Annotated in this window: 17 protein-coding genes; 8 read left to right on the forward strand and 9 right to left on the reverse strand. The window is 68.5% G+C overall.

Going from position 1 to position 14,799, the window contains the following annotated elements; translation table 11 throughout:
* Positions 1-11: 11 nt before the first annotated feature.
* From DMB80_RS09310 to efeU, 5 genes are all read right to left on the reverse strand, one after another.
* The gene (locus DMB80_RS09310) at positions 12-917 is read right to left on the reverse strand and encodes an SDR family NAD(P)-dependent oxidoreductase (protein WP_111509583.1); all 906 of its coding nucleotides are present in this window, start codon (positions 915-917) and stop codon (positions 12-14) included.
* The gene (locus DMB80_RS09315; RefSeq protein WP_240431089.1) at positions 914-1,543 is read right to left on the reverse strand and encodes a TetR/AcrR family transcriptional regulator; all 630 of its coding nucleotides are present in this window, start codon (positions 1,541-1,543) and stop codon (positions 914-916) included. Before DMB80_RS09315 ends, DMB80_RS09310 begins: the two co-directional genes overlap by 4 nt.
* 151 nt (positions 1,544-1,694) lie before the next feature.
* The gene (gene efeB, locus DMB80_RS09320) at positions 1,695-3,005 is read right to left on the reverse strand and encodes an iron uptake transporter deferrochelatase/peroxidase subunit (protein ID WP_420812160.1); all 1,311 of its coding nucleotides are present in this window, start codon (positions 3,003-3,005) and stop codon (positions 1,695-1,697) included.
* Complete coding sequence (gene efeO, locus DMB80_RS09325; RefSeq protein WP_046363101.1) at positions 2,986-4,143, reverse strand: iron uptake system protein EfeO; 1,158 nt, start codon at positions 4,141-4,143, stop codon at positions 2,986-2,988. The genes efeB and efeO overlap by 20 nt, the downstream gene beginning before the upstream one ends.
* Positions 4,140-5,063 carry an iron uptake transporter permease EfeU gene (gene efeU / locus DMB80_RS09330; RefSeq protein ID WP_111509585.1) on the reverse strand — a complete coding sequence of 308 codons (924 nt, stop codon included), beginning with the start codon at positions 5,061-5,063 and terminating at the stop codon, positions 4,140-4,142. The genes efeO and efeU overlap by 4 nt, the downstream gene beginning before the upstream one ends.
* Positions 5,064-5,229: 166 nt before the next feature.
* Between efeU and DMB80_RS09335 the strand changes: the two genes are divergently transcribed.
* The 5 genes from DMB80_RS09335 to DMB80_RS09355 all read left to right on the forward strand — a co-directional run bounded on the left by DMB80_RS09335 (position 5,230) and on the right by DMB80_RS09355 (position 9,435).
* The gene (locus tag DMB80_RS09335) at positions 5,230-5,979 is read left to right on the forward strand and encodes a lytic transglycosylase domain-containing protein (RefSeq protein ID WP_111509586.1); all 750 of its coding nucleotides are present in this window, start codon (positions 5,230-5,232) and stop codon (positions 5,977-5,979) included.
* Between the two features lie 66 nt (positions 5,980-6,045).
* Entirely contained in the window at positions 6,046-7,335 is a 1,290-nt protein-coding gene (gene eno / locus DMB80_RS09340; RefSeq protein ID WP_046363104.1) for a phosphopyruvate hydratase, read from the forward strand.
* A gap of 3 nt (positions 7,336-7,338) precedes the next feature.
* The gene (locus DMB80_RS09345; RefSeq protein WP_111509587.1) at positions 7,339-8,013 is read left to right on the forward strand and encodes an FtsB family cell division protein; all 675 of its coding nucleotides are present in this window, start codon (positions 7,339-7,341) and stop codon (positions 8,011-8,013) included.
* Positions 8,006-8,497 carry a DUF501 domain-containing protein gene (locus DMB80_RS09350; RefSeq protein WP_111509588.1) on the forward strand — a complete coding sequence of 164 codons (492 nt, stop codon included), beginning with the start codon at positions 8,006-8,008 and terminating at the stop codon, positions 8,495-8,497. Before DMB80_RS09345 ends, DMB80_RS09350 begins: the two co-directional genes overlap by 8 nt.
* Positions 8,494-9,435 (forward strand): Ppx/GppA phosphatase family protein, encoded by a 942-nt coding sequence (locus DMB80_RS09355; protein WP_111509589.1) that lies wholly within the window; start codon positions 8,494-8,496, stop codon positions 9,433-9,435. The genes DMB80_RS09350 and DMB80_RS09355 overlap by 4 nt, the downstream gene beginning before the upstream one ends.
* Before the next feature lie 19 nt (positions 9,436-9,454).
* On the opposite strand, the gene DMB80_RS09360 is transcribed toward DMB80_RS09355, so the two are convergent.
* Together DMB80_RS09360 and DMB80_RS09365 are read right to left on the reverse strand one after the other, a co-directional pair.
* The gene (locus tag DMB80_RS09360; protein WP_046363133.1) at positions 9,455-9,922 is read right to left on the reverse strand and encodes a DUF4383 domain-containing protein; all 468 of its coding nucleotides are present in this window, start codon (positions 9,920-9,922) and stop codon (positions 9,455-9,457) included.
* 72 nt (positions 9,923-9,994) lie between these two features.
* Positions 9,995-11,866: a propionyl-CoA synthetase gene (locus DMB80_RS09365; RefSeq protein WP_111509590.1), complete on the reverse strand. Its 1,872-nt coding sequence runs from the start codon at positions 11,864-11,866 to the stop codon at positions 9,995-9,997.
* Positions 11,867-11,903: 37 nt separating this feature from the next.
* On the opposite strand from DMB80_RS09365, the gene DMB80_RS09370 reads away from it, so the two are divergent.
* Positions 11,904-12,776, forward strand: coding sequence for an alpha/beta fold hydrolase (locus DMB80_RS09370; RefSeq protein ID WP_111509591.1), 873 nt, complete (start codon positions 11,904-11,906; stop codon positions 12,774-12,776).
* A gap of 146 nt (positions 12,777-12,922) precedes the next feature.
* Positions 12,923-13,591, forward strand: coding sequence for a type III PLP-dependent enzyme domain-containing protein (locus DMB80_RS09375; RefSeq protein ID WP_111509592.1), 669 nt, complete (start codon positions 12,923-12,925; stop codon positions 13,589-13,591).
* A 2-nt stretch (positions 13,592-13,593) separates the two neighbouring features.
* Here the strand turns inward: DMB80_RS09375 and DMB80_RS09380 are convergent, their stop codons facing one another.
* Together DMB80_RS09380 and DMB80_RS09385 are read right to left on the reverse strand one after the other, a co-directional pair.
* A complete protein-coding gene (locus tag DMB80_RS09380; RefSeq protein ID WP_111509593.1) occupies positions 13,594-13,827 on the reverse strand; it encodes a hypothetical protein in 234 nt (77 codons plus the stop codon).
* A gap of 70 nt (positions 13,828-13,897) precedes the next feature.
* Positions 13,898-14,173: a DUF4235 domain-containing protein gene (locus DMB80_RS09385; RefSeq protein ID WP_111509594.1), complete on the reverse strand. Its 276-nt coding sequence runs from the start codon at positions 14,171-14,173 to the stop codon at positions 13,898-13,900.
* Between the two features lie 73 nt (positions 14,174-14,246).
* On the opposite strand from DMB80_RS09385, the gene DMB80_RS09390 reads away from it, so the two are divergent.
* Positions 14,247-14,747: a DUF6328 family protein gene (locus tag DMB80_RS09390; protein ID WP_240431090.1), complete on the forward strand. Its 501-nt coding sequence runs from the start codon at positions 14,247-14,249 to the stop codon at positions 14,745-14,747.
* The last annotated feature ends 52 nt before the right edge of the window (positions 14,748-14,799 follow it).

Genomic DNA, 14,799 nt, shown 5'->3' on the forward strand with positions numbered 1-14,799 from the left:
GTCGAGTTCGATCACGCCCTCGCAGTGGCCACCAATTGCTCGCTCGTCGTCCACAGGTCCTGGGCCTTGGCCGTGTCATAGGAGTCCGTCGATGACCAGATGGGGCGCTTGCCCTCGTAATATCCGCTGACGCCCTCGTGGCGCGCGTCGTGCACCAGGGCTGCCAGCCGCCGACCCGACGTCGCGATGCTGTTGACGTTGGGTAGGACGCGAAGAATCGGAAAAAGGTAGCGCCACAGCAGCTTTTGTGCGGGCGAGTATTCCCGTGCCAATCCCGACCCCGGCATCAGGCCCGGGTCGAACGCCGTCACGGTGACACCGCGGGCGCCCTGGCCGAGCCTGCGGTCGAGTTCGTAGGCGAACAGCATGTTGCACAACTTCGACGTCGTGTAGCGCCGTCGCCCGTCCTTGTCGTCCGGGTCGCCGGGGCGTGCCAGCTCCTCGGCCGAGGTGTAGAGCGGATGGGGCATGCCGCCGGTGAACTTCGTCGGATCGTGGGTGCCGCTACTCACGATCACGATGCGCGCCGGCGCAGCGAGCTGGTCGAGAAGGCTTGTCACCAGCGCGAAGTGGCCGAGGTGGTTGACGCCGAACGTCATCTCCACGCCGTCGGCTGTGGTCTGACTGACGTCGACGACCTGCAGACCGGCGTTGCAGACGATGGCGTGCAGGGGCGGCAGATCGGCGCGGGTGAATGCGTCGACGAATTCGTCGACCGATCGCAGCGAGGCGAGGTCGCACGGGAGGACGGTGCATCGTTGGGGGTTGCCGAGCGCGTCTACGGCGGCCATTCCGCGGGCCGGGTCGCGCACGGCGAGGACCAGATGCCAGGTGGGGTCGTCGGCGAGGATGGCGCGGGCACATTCGAGGCCGAGCCCCGCGCTGGCGCCGGTGATGATCACCGATCGTGATGTCATGTCTCCTCCAAAAGAATGGGAATGAGGGCCTGCACGGCTTGGATCATGCGGACGTACATGCGGTCGACGTCCGTCGTCTCGGGTTCGAGGTGGTCGGCGAAGAACACCCCATCTGATACCGCGGTGGCGAAGGCGGCGAGCTCGTTGACGACCTGCTCGGCGCGCTCGGGTGCGACGCCGCCCGGGATCATCGGCGCGATGGCCTCGCGGAAGCCGGCGATGGCGGTGTCGCGCACCCGCCGGATGGCTGCATCGACGGCGGGGTCGGTGCTTCGCTCGAGCGACAGCATGTAGGTCAACCGGAGGAAATCCGGATGCTGCGCAAGCAGTTTCGCTGCTGCGGCGCGTCGGGTCTCGATGTCTGGTTCATGCGGCTCGCCCGGCTCGCGTCGCGGCAATTGGGCGAAGAAGCGGTCGGCGCCGCGTTCCATGACGGCGGCCAGCACACCCTCTTTGGATCCGAAGTGCCAGTAGATGGAGCTGGCGGGAAGCCCGCATTCCTTACGGATGTGGCTGATGGACGTCGCTGCGTAGCCCTTCGCCGACATCAACCGTTCGGTGGCGTCGAGGATCTGCTCTCGAGAGGTGTCTCCCTGTTGCTGACGCTTGTTCCGGGCGGATGTCACCGCGTTCGCCTCTCTGTAAGGATCGTTCCAGACAGGCTAGCGCTGACGTGCGGAGTGCGCAATGGTCGCCGAGATCGACGAAATGGCGGCGTGGTCTCGCGAAAGTTCGCCCGAACGTCGGTTTGGGCGAAAAGGGGGAGCGCAATCAGCGCTAGTCGAAGAGCGTCGAGCCCCAGAACGTCGACGTGTCGCCCTCGCGGATACCCGGCGGGCACGCGAACACCGCCGAACTGGTGGGCGTCACGTACTCGTTCATCGCATCGTTGCGCGAGATCGCATTCTGCATCGGCACGAACTGCTTGATCGGATCGCGAACGAACGCGATGAAGAACAGCCCTGCGTCGAGGTGCCCGAACCCGTCGGAGCCGTCGGTGAAGTTGTAACCGCGACGCAGGATCTCGATGCCGCCGAGGTTGTCCTTCGACGCCAATCGGACGTGCGCCCGCTCGTCGATCAGCGGCTTGTCCTTCTTGTCCGTCAGCGAGAAATTCAGCTCGTCGAACTCGTCGTTCAGACCCATCGGGGCGCCGCTGCCCTTCTGGCGGCCGACGACGCGTTCTTGTTCGAGCAGCGTGGTGCGGTCCCACTGCTCGATCCGCATCCGGATGCGGCGGGCCACCAGGTAGCTTCCGCCGGTCAGCCACGCGGGCCCGTCGCCGTCGCCGACCCAGACGAACCGGTCCAGCTTGTCCGTCTCGTCAGACCGCAGGTTGGCCGTCCCGTCCTTGAAGCCGAACAGGTTTCGCGGGGTGGACTGATCGCGGGTGGTCGAGGAGGTGCGACCGAAGCCCAGCTGCGAATAGCGCACCGCGACGGTGCCGAAGCCGATCCGGGCCAGGTTGCGGATCGCGTGGACAGCGACCTGCGGGTCGTTCGCGCAGGCCTGCACGACGATGTCGCCGCCGCTGCGGGCAGGCTCGATCTTCTCGTTCGGGAACTTCGGCAGATCGACCAACTGCGCGGGCTTCTTGTCGGCGATCCGGAACCGGTCCACGCCGTCCTTGAGAAAGAAGGACGGCCCGAACCCGATCGTCAGTGTCAGCTGTGACGGCGGCAGGCCGAGCGCCTCACCGGTGTCCGTCGGCGGCGCGTACGGATTCTGGCCGGTGGCGCCGTTGGCGAACGCCTCCTCGCCCTGCGTCATCCGCTCGGCCATCTCGGTCCAGTCGGCCAGCATCTTGATCACGTCGTCGCGGCTGTTCGTCGTCACGTCGAACGTCGCGAAGTGCATCCGGTCCTGGGCTTCGGTGACGATGCCCGCCTGGTGCTCGCCGCGGAACGCGACGGCGGTGTTCAGATGGTTGGCCGGCTGGGCGGCCGAGGCGCGGCCGGCCAGTGCGCCCGCACCGGCCGCGCCGACCACTGCGGCGCCGACCCCGGCCGCGCCGAACAGCTTGCGTCTGCTCAGCCCCGGTCGCGTCGAATCCCGGGGCGGCACAGGATCATTGGGGTGCGATGACACCTTGCACCTGGCTCACTTCTTTGCTCAGCGCGTCGATCGCCCGAGAGAGCTCCTGGCGCTGCGGCTCGGTCACCGTGTCGTAGCTGACGAACCCGTCGCCCTTGCGGTACTGCTCGAGCAGCTTCTCGGCTTCGGCGAACCGCTGGTCCACTCGCTTGCCGAGGTCGGGGTTGCGCTCGTCGAGGATCGGTCGCACGGAGGCGACCGCCGTCTGGGAGCCCTGCAGGTTGGCGTTGAAGTCCCACAGGTCGGTGTGGCTGAAGATGTCCTCTTCGCCGCTGATCTTGCTGGTGGCGATCTCGTCGAGCAGACCCTGTGCGCCACCGGCGATCTGGGTGGAGTCGATCGTGTAGTCGGGCGCCTTCACCCCGGCGTCGAGCTCCTTCACGTCGGCGACCAGCTGGTCGGCGATCGCGTTGGTGTCGGGCTGCAGGCCGCTGACCCACAGGTCCTTCTCGAGGCGGTGGAAACCGGTCCACTTCTGGCCGGGCTCGAGGTCGGCTTCGCGCAGGTCGATGCGCGGGTCGAGATCGTCGGGGAAGGACTCGGCGACGGGCTCGATGCGTTCGTAATAGGTTCGCGCCGTCGGGTACTGGGCCTTGGCGGCCTCGATGTTGCCGGCCTTGATCGCGGCGACGAACGATTCGACCGCCGGGATCAGCGCATCGGTCTGGCTGTTGATGTAGCGCTTGTAGCTGTCGGCGGCCTCTTTGAACTTGCCCTCGGTGTCGATCTCGACGGCGTCGCCGGTCACGGTGTAGTCGGCCCGGATGCCGTCGCCGATCATCCCGGGCTTGCACGCGGTCTGGTAGGTGCCGGGCTGGGACAGCTGCACGATCAGTTTGCGCTGCAGGCCGGGGGAGATGTTCTCCACCTCGCCCATCACCCGCTCACCCTCGCCGTAGACGTAGAACTCGGTGACCTTGTTGCCGTTGTTGGTGACCACGAAGGTGTTGGCGCCGGTCTTGCCCGCGGTGCCGGACAGCTCGCAGGAACTGTCGGAGGCGGTGACGGTGATCTGCGCGGGCGCATCGCTGCCCTCAGCGGCGTTGGCCGGCTCCTCTTTGGCCTGGCAGCCGCTCAGTGCCAGCGCGGCCACGGCCGTGCTGAGGACGGCGACAGACGGAGAGACCTTCACGTGATGGACCTTTCGGGATCGGGGAGGGGAGTCGACGGGGCCGAGCGGGTCGGCGCCGGGGTGGGACGCAGGAACAGCGCCAGGATCACGGCGAGGTAGGAGAGCCAGCCGCACAGCTGCAGCACCGTCGGGGTCGGGGTGACGTTGAAGACGCCCTGCACCACCTCGCCGTACCAGGAGGACCAGTTGAACCAGGTGCTGATGTCGAACGCCTTGGACGCCAGGCCGGGCAGCCAGCCCACGGTCTGTAGCGCGCCGATGCCGTAGGACAGGATTCCGGCGGCGACGACGATCAGGAACACGCCGGTGTAGGTGAAGAACTTCGCGAGGTTGATGCTGAGCGCCCCGCGGTACATGCCGTAGGCGATGGCGCCGGCGATCAGCACACCCACGATCAGGCCGACCAGCGGCCAGTTCGACGTCGCCTCGGCGTAGCCGACCATGAACAACGCGGTCTCGACACCCTCGCGGCCGACGGCGAAGAACGCCAGCAATGCGACGGCGAGTGGACCGGTTTCCAGTGCCTGGGCCATGTCGCTGCGCAGCTCACGCGACATGCCGGCGGCCGCGCGCCGCATCCACAGCACCATCGTGGTGACGATGCAGACGGCGACCAGGGAGGCGACCCCGGCGATGGCTTCGGCGGCCAGGCCGGTGATCGTGTTCTCGCCGAACTGGATGACCAGGAAGACGGTGACCGTCATCGCGAGTGCGGCGCCGACCCCCAGCCACACCCACTTGAGGGCGTCGCGGCGATCCGATTTGACCAGGAACGCGACGAGGATCGACACGACGATCGCCGCTTCGAGGCCCTCGCGCACCCCGATCAGACCGCTGCCGAACAGCTGGGAGGTGAGGTCGGGCGAGGCGGCCAGCGTGGCCGAATGCATGGTGACCGGCAGATCGGTGCTCATGCTCATCGCGTCGTCCTCGTTGTTGAGCCTTGGCTAGCCAAAGGAAGGTTCGGCTCACCTTGGTTGGTGATGCGCTTAGTGAATGTACACCGCCCGCGTCCGGCCCGGCATAGGTCTTAAGTCCTTGGCTGCGTGGCAGCATGGCTAAGACCAGAAGGGGTTGAGGAGTCCGGTGACACGGGTGCGTTGGCTGCGAACGGTGGCCGTGATCGGCGCTGCGGCGCTGCTTCTGGGCGCCAGCTGTTCCTGGCAGCTCGGAAACCCGATTCCCGAGGGTGTGCCGCCCCCTGCCGGGGCCCCGGTGCCGCAGATCGACACCTACGCCAAGGGCCGCCCGGCCGACGCGCTGCACGAGTGGGCGGCCGCCCGCGCGCCGGCGCTCGGTATCCCGGTGACGGCTCTGGAGGCCTACGCCTATGCCGCGCGGGTGGCCGAGGTGGAGAACCCCGACTGCCATCTGAAGTGGACGACGCTGGCGGGCATCGGCCAGGTGGAAAGCCATCACGGCACCTATCGGGGTGCACAGATCAGCGCGAACGGCGATGTCACGCCGCCGATCCGCGGAGTGCTGCTCGACGGCACGGGCGGCAACCTGGAGATCCTCGACCACGATTCGGTCAGCCACGACCCGGCCGTCGAGGACCAGGGTGACGAGCCGTTCGCCCGCGCGATGGGACCGATGCAGTTCATCCCCGAGACGTGGCGGCTCTACGGCGTCGACGCCAACAACGACGGCAAGATCAGTGCCGACAACATCGACGACGCGGCCCTGTCGGCCGCGGGTTACCTGTGCTGGAGCGGTAAGGACCTGGCCACACCGCGCGGCTGGATGGATGCGCTGCACGCCTACAACCACTCGGATCAGTACGCGCGGACCGTGCGCGACTGGGCGACTGCGTACGCCGAAGGACACCCGCTGTAAGAACCTCTAGGCTCAGTGCTGATTCCCACGCTGATCAGGAAGCCTGGAAAGACCAAGGAGGCAGTAGTGCCCATCATCGAGCAGGTCGGAGCCCGCGAGATCCTCGACTCCCGGGGTAACCCGACGGTCGAGGTGGAGGTGGGTCTGCTGGACGGCACGGTCGCCCGCGCCGCCGTCCCGTCAGGTGCCTCCACAGGTGAGCACGAGGCCGTGGAGCTGCGCGACGGCGGTTCGCGCTACCTCGGCAAGGGCGTGCAGAAGGCGGTCGAGGCGGTGCTCGACGAGATCGGGCCCGCGGTCATCGGCCTCGGCGCCGACGAGCAGCGCCTCGTCGACCAGGCGCTCGTCGATCTGGACGGCACGCCGGACAAGTCCCGCCTCGGCGCCAACGCGATCCTCGGTGTCTCGCTGGCAGTGGCGAAGGCCGCCGCCGACAGCGCTGCGCTGCCCCTGTTCCGCTACGTGGGTGGCCCGAACGCGCACATCCTGCCGGTGCCGATGATGAACATCATCAACGGCGGCGCGCACGCCGACACCGGCGTCGACGTCCAGGAGTTCATGATCGCGCCGATCGGCGCCCCCAGCTTCAAGGAGGCGCTGCGCTGGGGTGCGGAGGTCTACCACGCGCTGAAGTCGGTGCTGAAGAAGCAGGGGCTCGCCACCGGTCTGGGTGACGAGGGCGGTTTCGCCCCGGACCTGCCCGGCACGAAGGCGGCGCTGGATCTGATCGGCACGGCCATCGAGGCCGCCGGCCTGAAGGTCGGCAGCGACGTCGCGCTCGCGCTCGATGTGGCGGCCACCGAGTTCTACACCGAGGGCACCGGCTACGCGTTCGAGAAGGAGACCCGCACCGCCGAGCAGATGGCGGCTTTCTACGAGCAACTGATCGGGGCCTACCCGCTGGTGTCCATCGAGGATCCGCTGTCCGAGGACGACTGGGACGGCTGGGTCGCGCTCACCACTGCCATCGGTGACCGGGTGCAGCTGGTCGGCGACGACCTGTTCGTCACCAACCCCGAGCGGCTCGAGGACGGTATCGAGCGTGGCGCCGCGAACGCGCTGCTGGTCAAGGTGAACCAGATCGGCACGCTGACCGAGACGCTGGACGCGGTGTCGCTGGCGCACAACGCCGGCTACAAGACGATGATGAGCCACCGCAGTGGCGAGACCGAGGACACCACGATCGCCGACCTGGCGGTGGCGGTCGGCAGCGGCCAGATCAAGACCGGCGCCCCGGCCCGCAGCGAGCGCGTCGCCAAGTACAACCAGCTGCTGCGCATCGAGGAAGAGCTCGGTGACGCGGCCCGCTACGCAGGCGACCTGGCGTTCCCGCGATTCGAAGGCGGAGCGAAATAGCCTGTGCCCGAAGCGAAACGGCCCGACCCTCGGCGGCGCACCTCTCGGCCCGCCGGGCCGGGTAAGCCCGGGCGGGCCAAGCCGGGCGCGACGGGCCGTCGTGAGCGCAGCGCGGCGGAACCACGGGTGTCCGAGGGTGTCGCCGAGTCAGCACCCGCCGACGTCGAGCAGGACGCTCCGGCTACCTCCATCCGCGCGTCGATCGCTGCGTCCATGCAGGCCTCGGCCGACCAGCGGTTCGGTTCGACGGCGCGTCGCGCTGCGATCCTGGCGGCGGTGGTGTGTGTGCTCACGTTGACCATCGCCGGGCCGGTGCGCACGTATTTCAGTCAGCGCACCGAGATGAAGCAGCTGCAGGCGTCGGAATCCCAACTGCGGGATCAGATCGCCGATCTAGAGGCGCAGAAGGCCAAGCTGGCCGACCCGGTGTTCATCGCCGCGCAGGCGCGCGAACGGCTGGGTTTCGTGATGCCGGGGGAGATCCCGTATCAGGTGCAGTTGCCGGCCGGGGCCACGCAGTCGGGGGAGGCGCCGCAGGGTGTAGGTCCCGCCGCGAGCTCCGATCCCTGGTACACAGCGCTGTGGCACACGATCGCCGATGCGCCGCACGGCATTTCACCGGCGGCACCGCTCGCACCCGCTCCGCCTCCACTTCCCCCTGCGGCGCCCGGTGGTTGAGCCGACGGATCTCGAGATCGTCGCGCGGCAGTTGGGCCGTGAGCCGCGCGGCGTCCTCGAGATCGCCTACCGCTGCCCGGACGGGGATCCCGCCGTGGTGAAGACGGCGCCGAAGCTGCCCGACGGCACGCCGTTCCCGACGCTGTACTACCTGACGCATCCGGCGTTGACGGCGGCGGCGAGCCGGCTCGAATCGTCGGGGCTGATGCGGGAGATGACGCAGCGGCTCGTCGACGACCCGGAGTTGGCCGCGGCGTATCGCCGCGCCCACGAGTCGTATCTGGCCGAACGCGATGCGATCGAGCCGCTGGGCACGACGTTCTCCGGGGGTGGGATGCCGGACCGGGTCAAGTGTCTGCACGTGGTGATCGCCCACGCGCTGGCCAAGGGACCGGGTGTCAATCCGTTCGGCGACGAGGCTTTGGCGCTGCTGGCGGCCGAGCCGGAGATGGCCGGCATTCTCGATCCGGAGGTGTGGACATGAGCTCCAGGGTGGCGGCGGTGGATTGCGGAACCAATTCGATCCGCTTGCTGATCGCTGACGTCTCCGACGGGCGGCTCACCGACGTGCACCGCGAGATGCGGATCGTGCGGCTGGGGCAGGGGGTGGACGCCACGGGCGAGTTCGCGCCCGAGGCGCTGGCCCGAACGCGTGCGGCGCTCGAGGCCTACGCCGCGCTGATGCGTGATCACGAGGTGTCGGCGGTGCGGATGGTGGCGACGTCGGCGGCGCGCGACGCCGGTAATCGGGACGAGTTCTTCGCGATGACGTCCGAGGTGCTCGGTGCGGTGGTGCCGGGTGCGGTGGCCGAGGTGATCACCGGCGAGCAGGAGGCGCGGTTGTCTTTCCTCGGTGCGGTCGGCGAATTGGATTCGGCGGCAGCACCGTTCGTGGTGGTCGACTTGGGTGGCGGCTCGACCGAGGTGGTGCTGGGCTCCGACGATGTGGTGGCCGCGTACTCGGCGGACATCGGGTGCGTGCGGTTGACCGAGCGGTGCTTGCACTCCGATCCGCCCACCGATGAGGAGATCGAGGCGGCGCGCGCGGTGGTGCGCGAGGCTCTCGAGACGGTGCTCTCGGTGGTGCCCGTGCAGCAGGCCCGCACGTGGGTGGGCGTCGCCGGCACGATGACCACGTTGGCCGCGCTTGCGCGGAAGATGACCACCTACGACCCCGACGCGATCCACCTGTCGTCGGTGAAGTTCGACGATCTGCTGCCGGTCTGTGCGGAGCTACTGGCGATGACGCGCGCCCAGCGCGCCGTGCTGGGGCCCATGCACGAAGGCCGGGTCGACGTGATCGGTGGCGGTGCGCTGATCGTGACGGAGTTGGCCGCGGTGCTCGGCGAGCGGGCCGGCATCGACACGCTCCTGGTCAGTGAGCACGACATCCTCGACGGGATTGCGCTCTCGATCGCCTGACCGGCCGCCGCCGCGGCCCTCAGTGGCTGGCGGCGCGCCGGACCCGCGAGCGACGCTTGGTGGGGTCGTGTTGGCCGGCGAGCGTGACGGCGAGGAGCACCATCACCGCCCCGATGCCTGCGTGCAACCAGTTGTCGGCGCCGTTGAGCGGGATGACGTGGGCGTTGCTACCACGTTCGACGAGCAGCCCGTAGAGCCACAGCCCGAGATAGATCAGGCCGCCGCCGAGCAGGTAGGCGCGGGCGGCGGCGTAGCTGCGCGCACCGGCGAACCCCGCGACGCCGACCACGATGTGCACGACGTTGAGCAACACCGACACCAGGAACATGCCGAACAGCAGGGCACCGGACTGCTGACCGGCCCAGGTCAGCCGGTCGATCCCCGATGTGATGCCGGGGATGAATCCGAGCACCCCGATGACGGTCAAGGCGACCGCCACGATGAGTGCCGCGCCCTGCACCGCCATGTATTTGGGCTTGTCCGCCATGCGGTCCTCCTTCACGTCGTCATATTGACGTGCGTGCTGAAGAGGTACCCCGCTCGGCGCCGGGATAACACCTCAGGGGCGCAGGATCGGGCCCAGCTTCTCCAGCACGGTCGGGTCCTCGATGGTCGACGGGACGGGTTCGTCTCGGCCGGTGGCCAGCCCGCGCATCGTTTTGCGCAGGATCTTGCCCGACCGCGTCTTCGGTAGGGCGGGGACGACGTCGACGAGCCGGAACGCGGCGACGGCGCCGATCTCGTCACGCACCAGCTGGACCAGCTCTGCGGCCAGCCCGTCGGTGGAGGCGCCGGCCTTGACCACGACCAGCCCGCGCGGCGCCTGCCCCTTGATCTCGTCGGGCACCCCGATCACCGCGCATTCGGCGACCGCGGGATGGGTTGCCAGCACCTCTTCGATGGCGCCGGTGGACAGCCGGTGTCCGGCGACGTTGATGACGTCGTCGATGCGTCCCATCACGAACAGGTATCCGTCGGTGTCGAAGTGGCCGCCGTCGCCGGTGAGGTAGTAGCCCGGGTATTCGGACAGGTACGACTGCTCGTAGCGCGCGTCGGCGTGCCACAGCGTCGGCAGGGTGCCCGGCGGCAGGGGCAGCCGGATGCAGATGGCGCCCTCCTGGTCTGGGGCGCAGTCGCTGCCGTCTTCGCGCAGGATGTGCACGTCGAAGCCGGGCATCGGGACGGTCGGTGAGCCCGCCTTGATCGGAAACTGTTCTGTTCCCATGGGATTGGCGGCGATCGGCCAGCCCGTCTCGGTCTGCCACCAGTGATCGATCACCGGGACGCCCAGCTTGTCGGCGGCCCAGTGATAGGTGTCGGGGTCGAGGCGTTCACCAGCGAGGTACAGGTATTCCAGTGCGGACAGGTCGTATTCGCTCACGTAGGCACCCTCGGGGTCCTCCTTGCGGATGGCGCGGATCGCGGTGGGTGCGGTGAACAGTGCCTTGACGCCGTGTTCGGAGATCACCCGCCAGAACGCGCCCGGATCTGGGGTGCCGACGGGTTTGCCCTCGTACAGTACGGCCGTCGCGCCGAGAAGCAGTGGGGCATAGACGATGTAGGAGTGGCCGACCACCCAGCCGACGTCAGAGGCCGCCCAGAACACGTCGCCGGGGGCGATGTCGTAGATGTGCTTCATGCTCCACAGCAGCGCGACGGCGTGGCCACCGTTGTCGCGCACGATGCCCTTGGGTTTGCCGGTGGTGCCGGAGGTGTAGAGCACGTAGAGCGGGTCGGTGGCGGCGACGGGGACGGGGTCGACGGGGCTCGCGGCGGCCATCGCGTCGGACCAGTCCAGGTCGCGGCCCTCGATGAGCTCGCAGCGATGCGTGTCCCGTTGTACGACAAGACAATGCCGCGGCGGGTGTTCGGACATTTCGATCGCGGCGTCGAGCATCGGCTTGTATTCCACGATTCGTGTCGGCTCGATCCCGCACGATGCCGAGACGATCACGGCCGGTTGGACGTCGTCGATACGGACGGCGAGCTCGTGGGGTGCGAATCCGCCGAAGACCACCGAGTGCACCGCGCCCAGTCGTGCGCATGCCAGCATCGCGATCACGGCCTCGGGGATCATCGGCATGTAGATGATCACCCGGTCGCCGTGGCCGACGCCGAGATCGCGCAGCGCACCGGCGAATCGCGCGGTGTGATCGGTCAATTCGCGATAGGTGTAGGTGCGTTGGGTGTCGGTGACCGCGGAGTCGTAGATCAGTGCGGCCTGCTCGCCCCTGCCGGCTTCGACGTGGCGATCCAGGGCGTTGGCGCAGGTGTTGAGTTCGGCGTCGGGGAACCAGCGGTAGAACGGGGGCCGGCTGTCGTCGAGGATGCGCTGCGGTGCGCGAGTCCAGGTGACGGCGGTGGCCGCGTCGGCCCAGAAGGCTTCGGGGTCGGTGATGCTGGCGTCGAACAGGTCGCGGTACCCGGGCATAGCAGCACCGTAAACCCTCCCCGTTAGTCTCAGGGGCATGACGAACCAACCCCCTCCGATCGGAGGGGTCCGCCGCAGTCACGTGACCGCGCATGGTGTCCGATTCCACGTGACCGAGGCCGGACCCGAGGACGGCAGGCCGGTGCTCGCGCTGCACGGCTGGCCCCAGCACCACTGGGCGTACCGCGACCTGCTCGCCGATCCGCCGCCCGGTCTGCGGATCATCGCGCCCGATCTGCCCGGCTACGGCTGGTCGGGCCCGGCGCCGCACAAGTGGGCCAAAGAAGACGTGGTCAGCGACCTGGTGGCGCTGATGGATGCGATGGGTCTGGAGCATGTCCTGCTCGTCGGTCACGACTGGGGCGGCTTCATCGGCCATCTGCTGGCGCTGCGGGTACCCGAGCGGATCGACGGTTATCTGGTGCTCAACATCCCGCACCCGTGGGTCTCGGCGAAGGCGCTGGCGCCGCACCTGTGGCGTTTCCTGCTCTATCAGCCGTTCGTCGCGTCGATCGGGGTGCCGCTGCAGCGGCGCACGCCGTATCTGGAGCGAGTGATCTTCGGAGTCGCCGCTCCCAAGGTCGATCGCCCGACGGCGCGGGTCTACGCCGACGCGTTCCGGGACCCGATGGTCGCGAGGACCGCCCGGGACACCTACCGCACGTTCCTGTTGCGCGAGGCGCGGCACAGTGCGCGTAACCCGGAGCGGCGGCGGTCGACGGTGCCGACGCGCGCGCTGTTCGGCAAGGACGACACGGCCATCCACCCGTCGCTGGCCGCTGCCGAGACCGCCCACGCCGACGACTACACCTTGGAGCTGGTCGACGGCGGCCACTTCATCCTCGACGAACAGCCAGAGCTGGTGCGCGCCAGGCTGATCGACCTCGCCAACGAGATCCCGCCCCGCTAGTTCTCCCCGCGAGCAGACGCGAACTCGAGCTCCAGGGGCCTGAAAAGCTCGAGTCCGCGTCTGCTCGGCGTCAAAGATCAGCCCGCACCCGTCAAGATGTCGCAAGGATCGCGTGCGGGTGGTTCGTGACGGCGTAGACCGGGGACATGGCCGTTCTCGACGTTCCCCGTCCCGCCCATCACCTGCCGTCGACGATCCGGGGCATGCGGCGCCGGCTGCCGATGTCCACTCCCAGCGTGCCCGCGGGGGCGCTGATCGATCCGGCGGTGGCCGGCTGGGTGCGCGCCCACGGCATCACCGTGTCGGCCGCGAGCGCGGGCGATCTCGCGCTGACCGGATCCTGCGGTATCGGGGCCGAACACGTCATGCTGCGGTGTGACGCGACGACGTCGCTGATCCGGGCCGCGGTCGCCGCCGGGGTGACGCGGTTCCTGGTCGCCACCGAGCGGCACGTCGACGTGCTGGCGTCGGTCGGCCACCCCGGCATCGCGGTCTACCTCGACGACCGAGGGCCGGCTGTGATTGGCGAGCGCCGACTCCAGGTCGTCGGATTGCACGCCGATGTGGACGACTCCGCGGGCGCGGTGGAGTGGGGGACGGCAGCCGAGCGGCTGCTGTGCCGCACCGCGGTGCTGCGTACCTGCGGGCTACCGTTGACGCGGATCAGCCTGGGCGGCGGGAACGCCTCCGACTGGGTCTACGGCGGTGGACAGTTCAGCGCGGCGGTGGCCGCGGAGGTCGACGGTGCGCTCACCGACGGATGCGCGCGGTGGCGGCTGCCACGGCCGTCGGTGATGCTCGGCCCCGCGACGTGACCTCAGTGCCCGGGTTCGCTGGCCACCAGGCCGGCGGCCTGAGCCTTGGCGACGGTGTCTTCCCATGCGCGCTCGCCGGCGACGAGTACGGCCAGGGCGATCACCAACGCGAACGCCGACACGGTCCAGTACAACAGGGGGGCACCCGGCGTCGCCATCAACATCACCGCGAGGCTGGCGGGAAACGCGAGCACAGCTGCACACCCGAGCAGCCGGGTGTCGATCGAGCGAAACATGCCTCTACAGTCCGACCGGCGACTAAGAACATGCCTATCGCTAGCTGTGGAAAGGCTATGAGTTCGCTACTCAGCCGGGCGGCGGCTCATTGGTCAGCGCCAGGTAGCCCCGAGCCCCGGCCCGCTGCAGGCTCGCCCGTACCAACCCGACGATCAGGCCCTGGATGGCGCCGGCGATCAGTACCGACGACGTCGAGTAGCTGAGGTCTTTGGGGTCAGGGGGTTCGGGATCGTTCTGGCCGACCCGTTTCCAGATCTGGCCGAAGATCTGCCCGGCCAGCAAGCCGCCGCCGACACCGGTGGCCACCGACAGCGGGGTGTACATCTTCCTCGACAGCCTGCTCATGGGGCGCTGATTACCCGAGCCTGCGGTAACCAAACTCCGTACGACGCTGATGCGCGGGTGCGAAGATCGACCTGTGAACGCACATCCTCTCGACGACGACGGAGGGTGGGACAGGCGAGCCCGTCATGAGACGGAAACCGAACGGCTGGACCGCAATTGGTCGAGCCTGCTGCAGGAGCTACGGGTCGTGCAGACCGGGGTGCAGCTGCTCACCGGATTCTTGCTGACGCTTCCGTTCCAGCAGCGGTTCACGATGCTGGGCCAGAAGATGCAGGTGGTCTATCTGGCGACGGTGAGCGCGGCCGTGCTGTCCACGGCACTGCTGATCGCCCCGGTCGGGATGCACCGCCTGCTGTTCCGGCGCCATCGCCTCGAGACGTTGGTCACCGCGGCGCACCGCTGCGCCTTCGCCGGTCTGCTGTTGCTCGGTGTCGCGGTCACCGGCATGACGGTCATCATCTTCGACACCGTCGCCGGGTTGACCGCCGCGCTGATCGCCGGGGTGGCTGCGCTCGTGCTGTTCGCTTCGTTCTGGGTGGCGTTGCCGCTCGCGCTACGCCGCAGCGACCCGTAGTTTCGCCGCCCGGTCCCCGGGTACGTCGACGCCCTGACAGCCCACGAGCGTT

Source organism: Mycobacterium kyogaense (assembly GCF_003254575.1).
GTDB classification, from domain to species: Bacteria; Actinomycetota; Actinomycetes; order Mycobacteriales; family Mycobacteriaceae; genus Mycobacterium; species Mycobacterium kyogaense.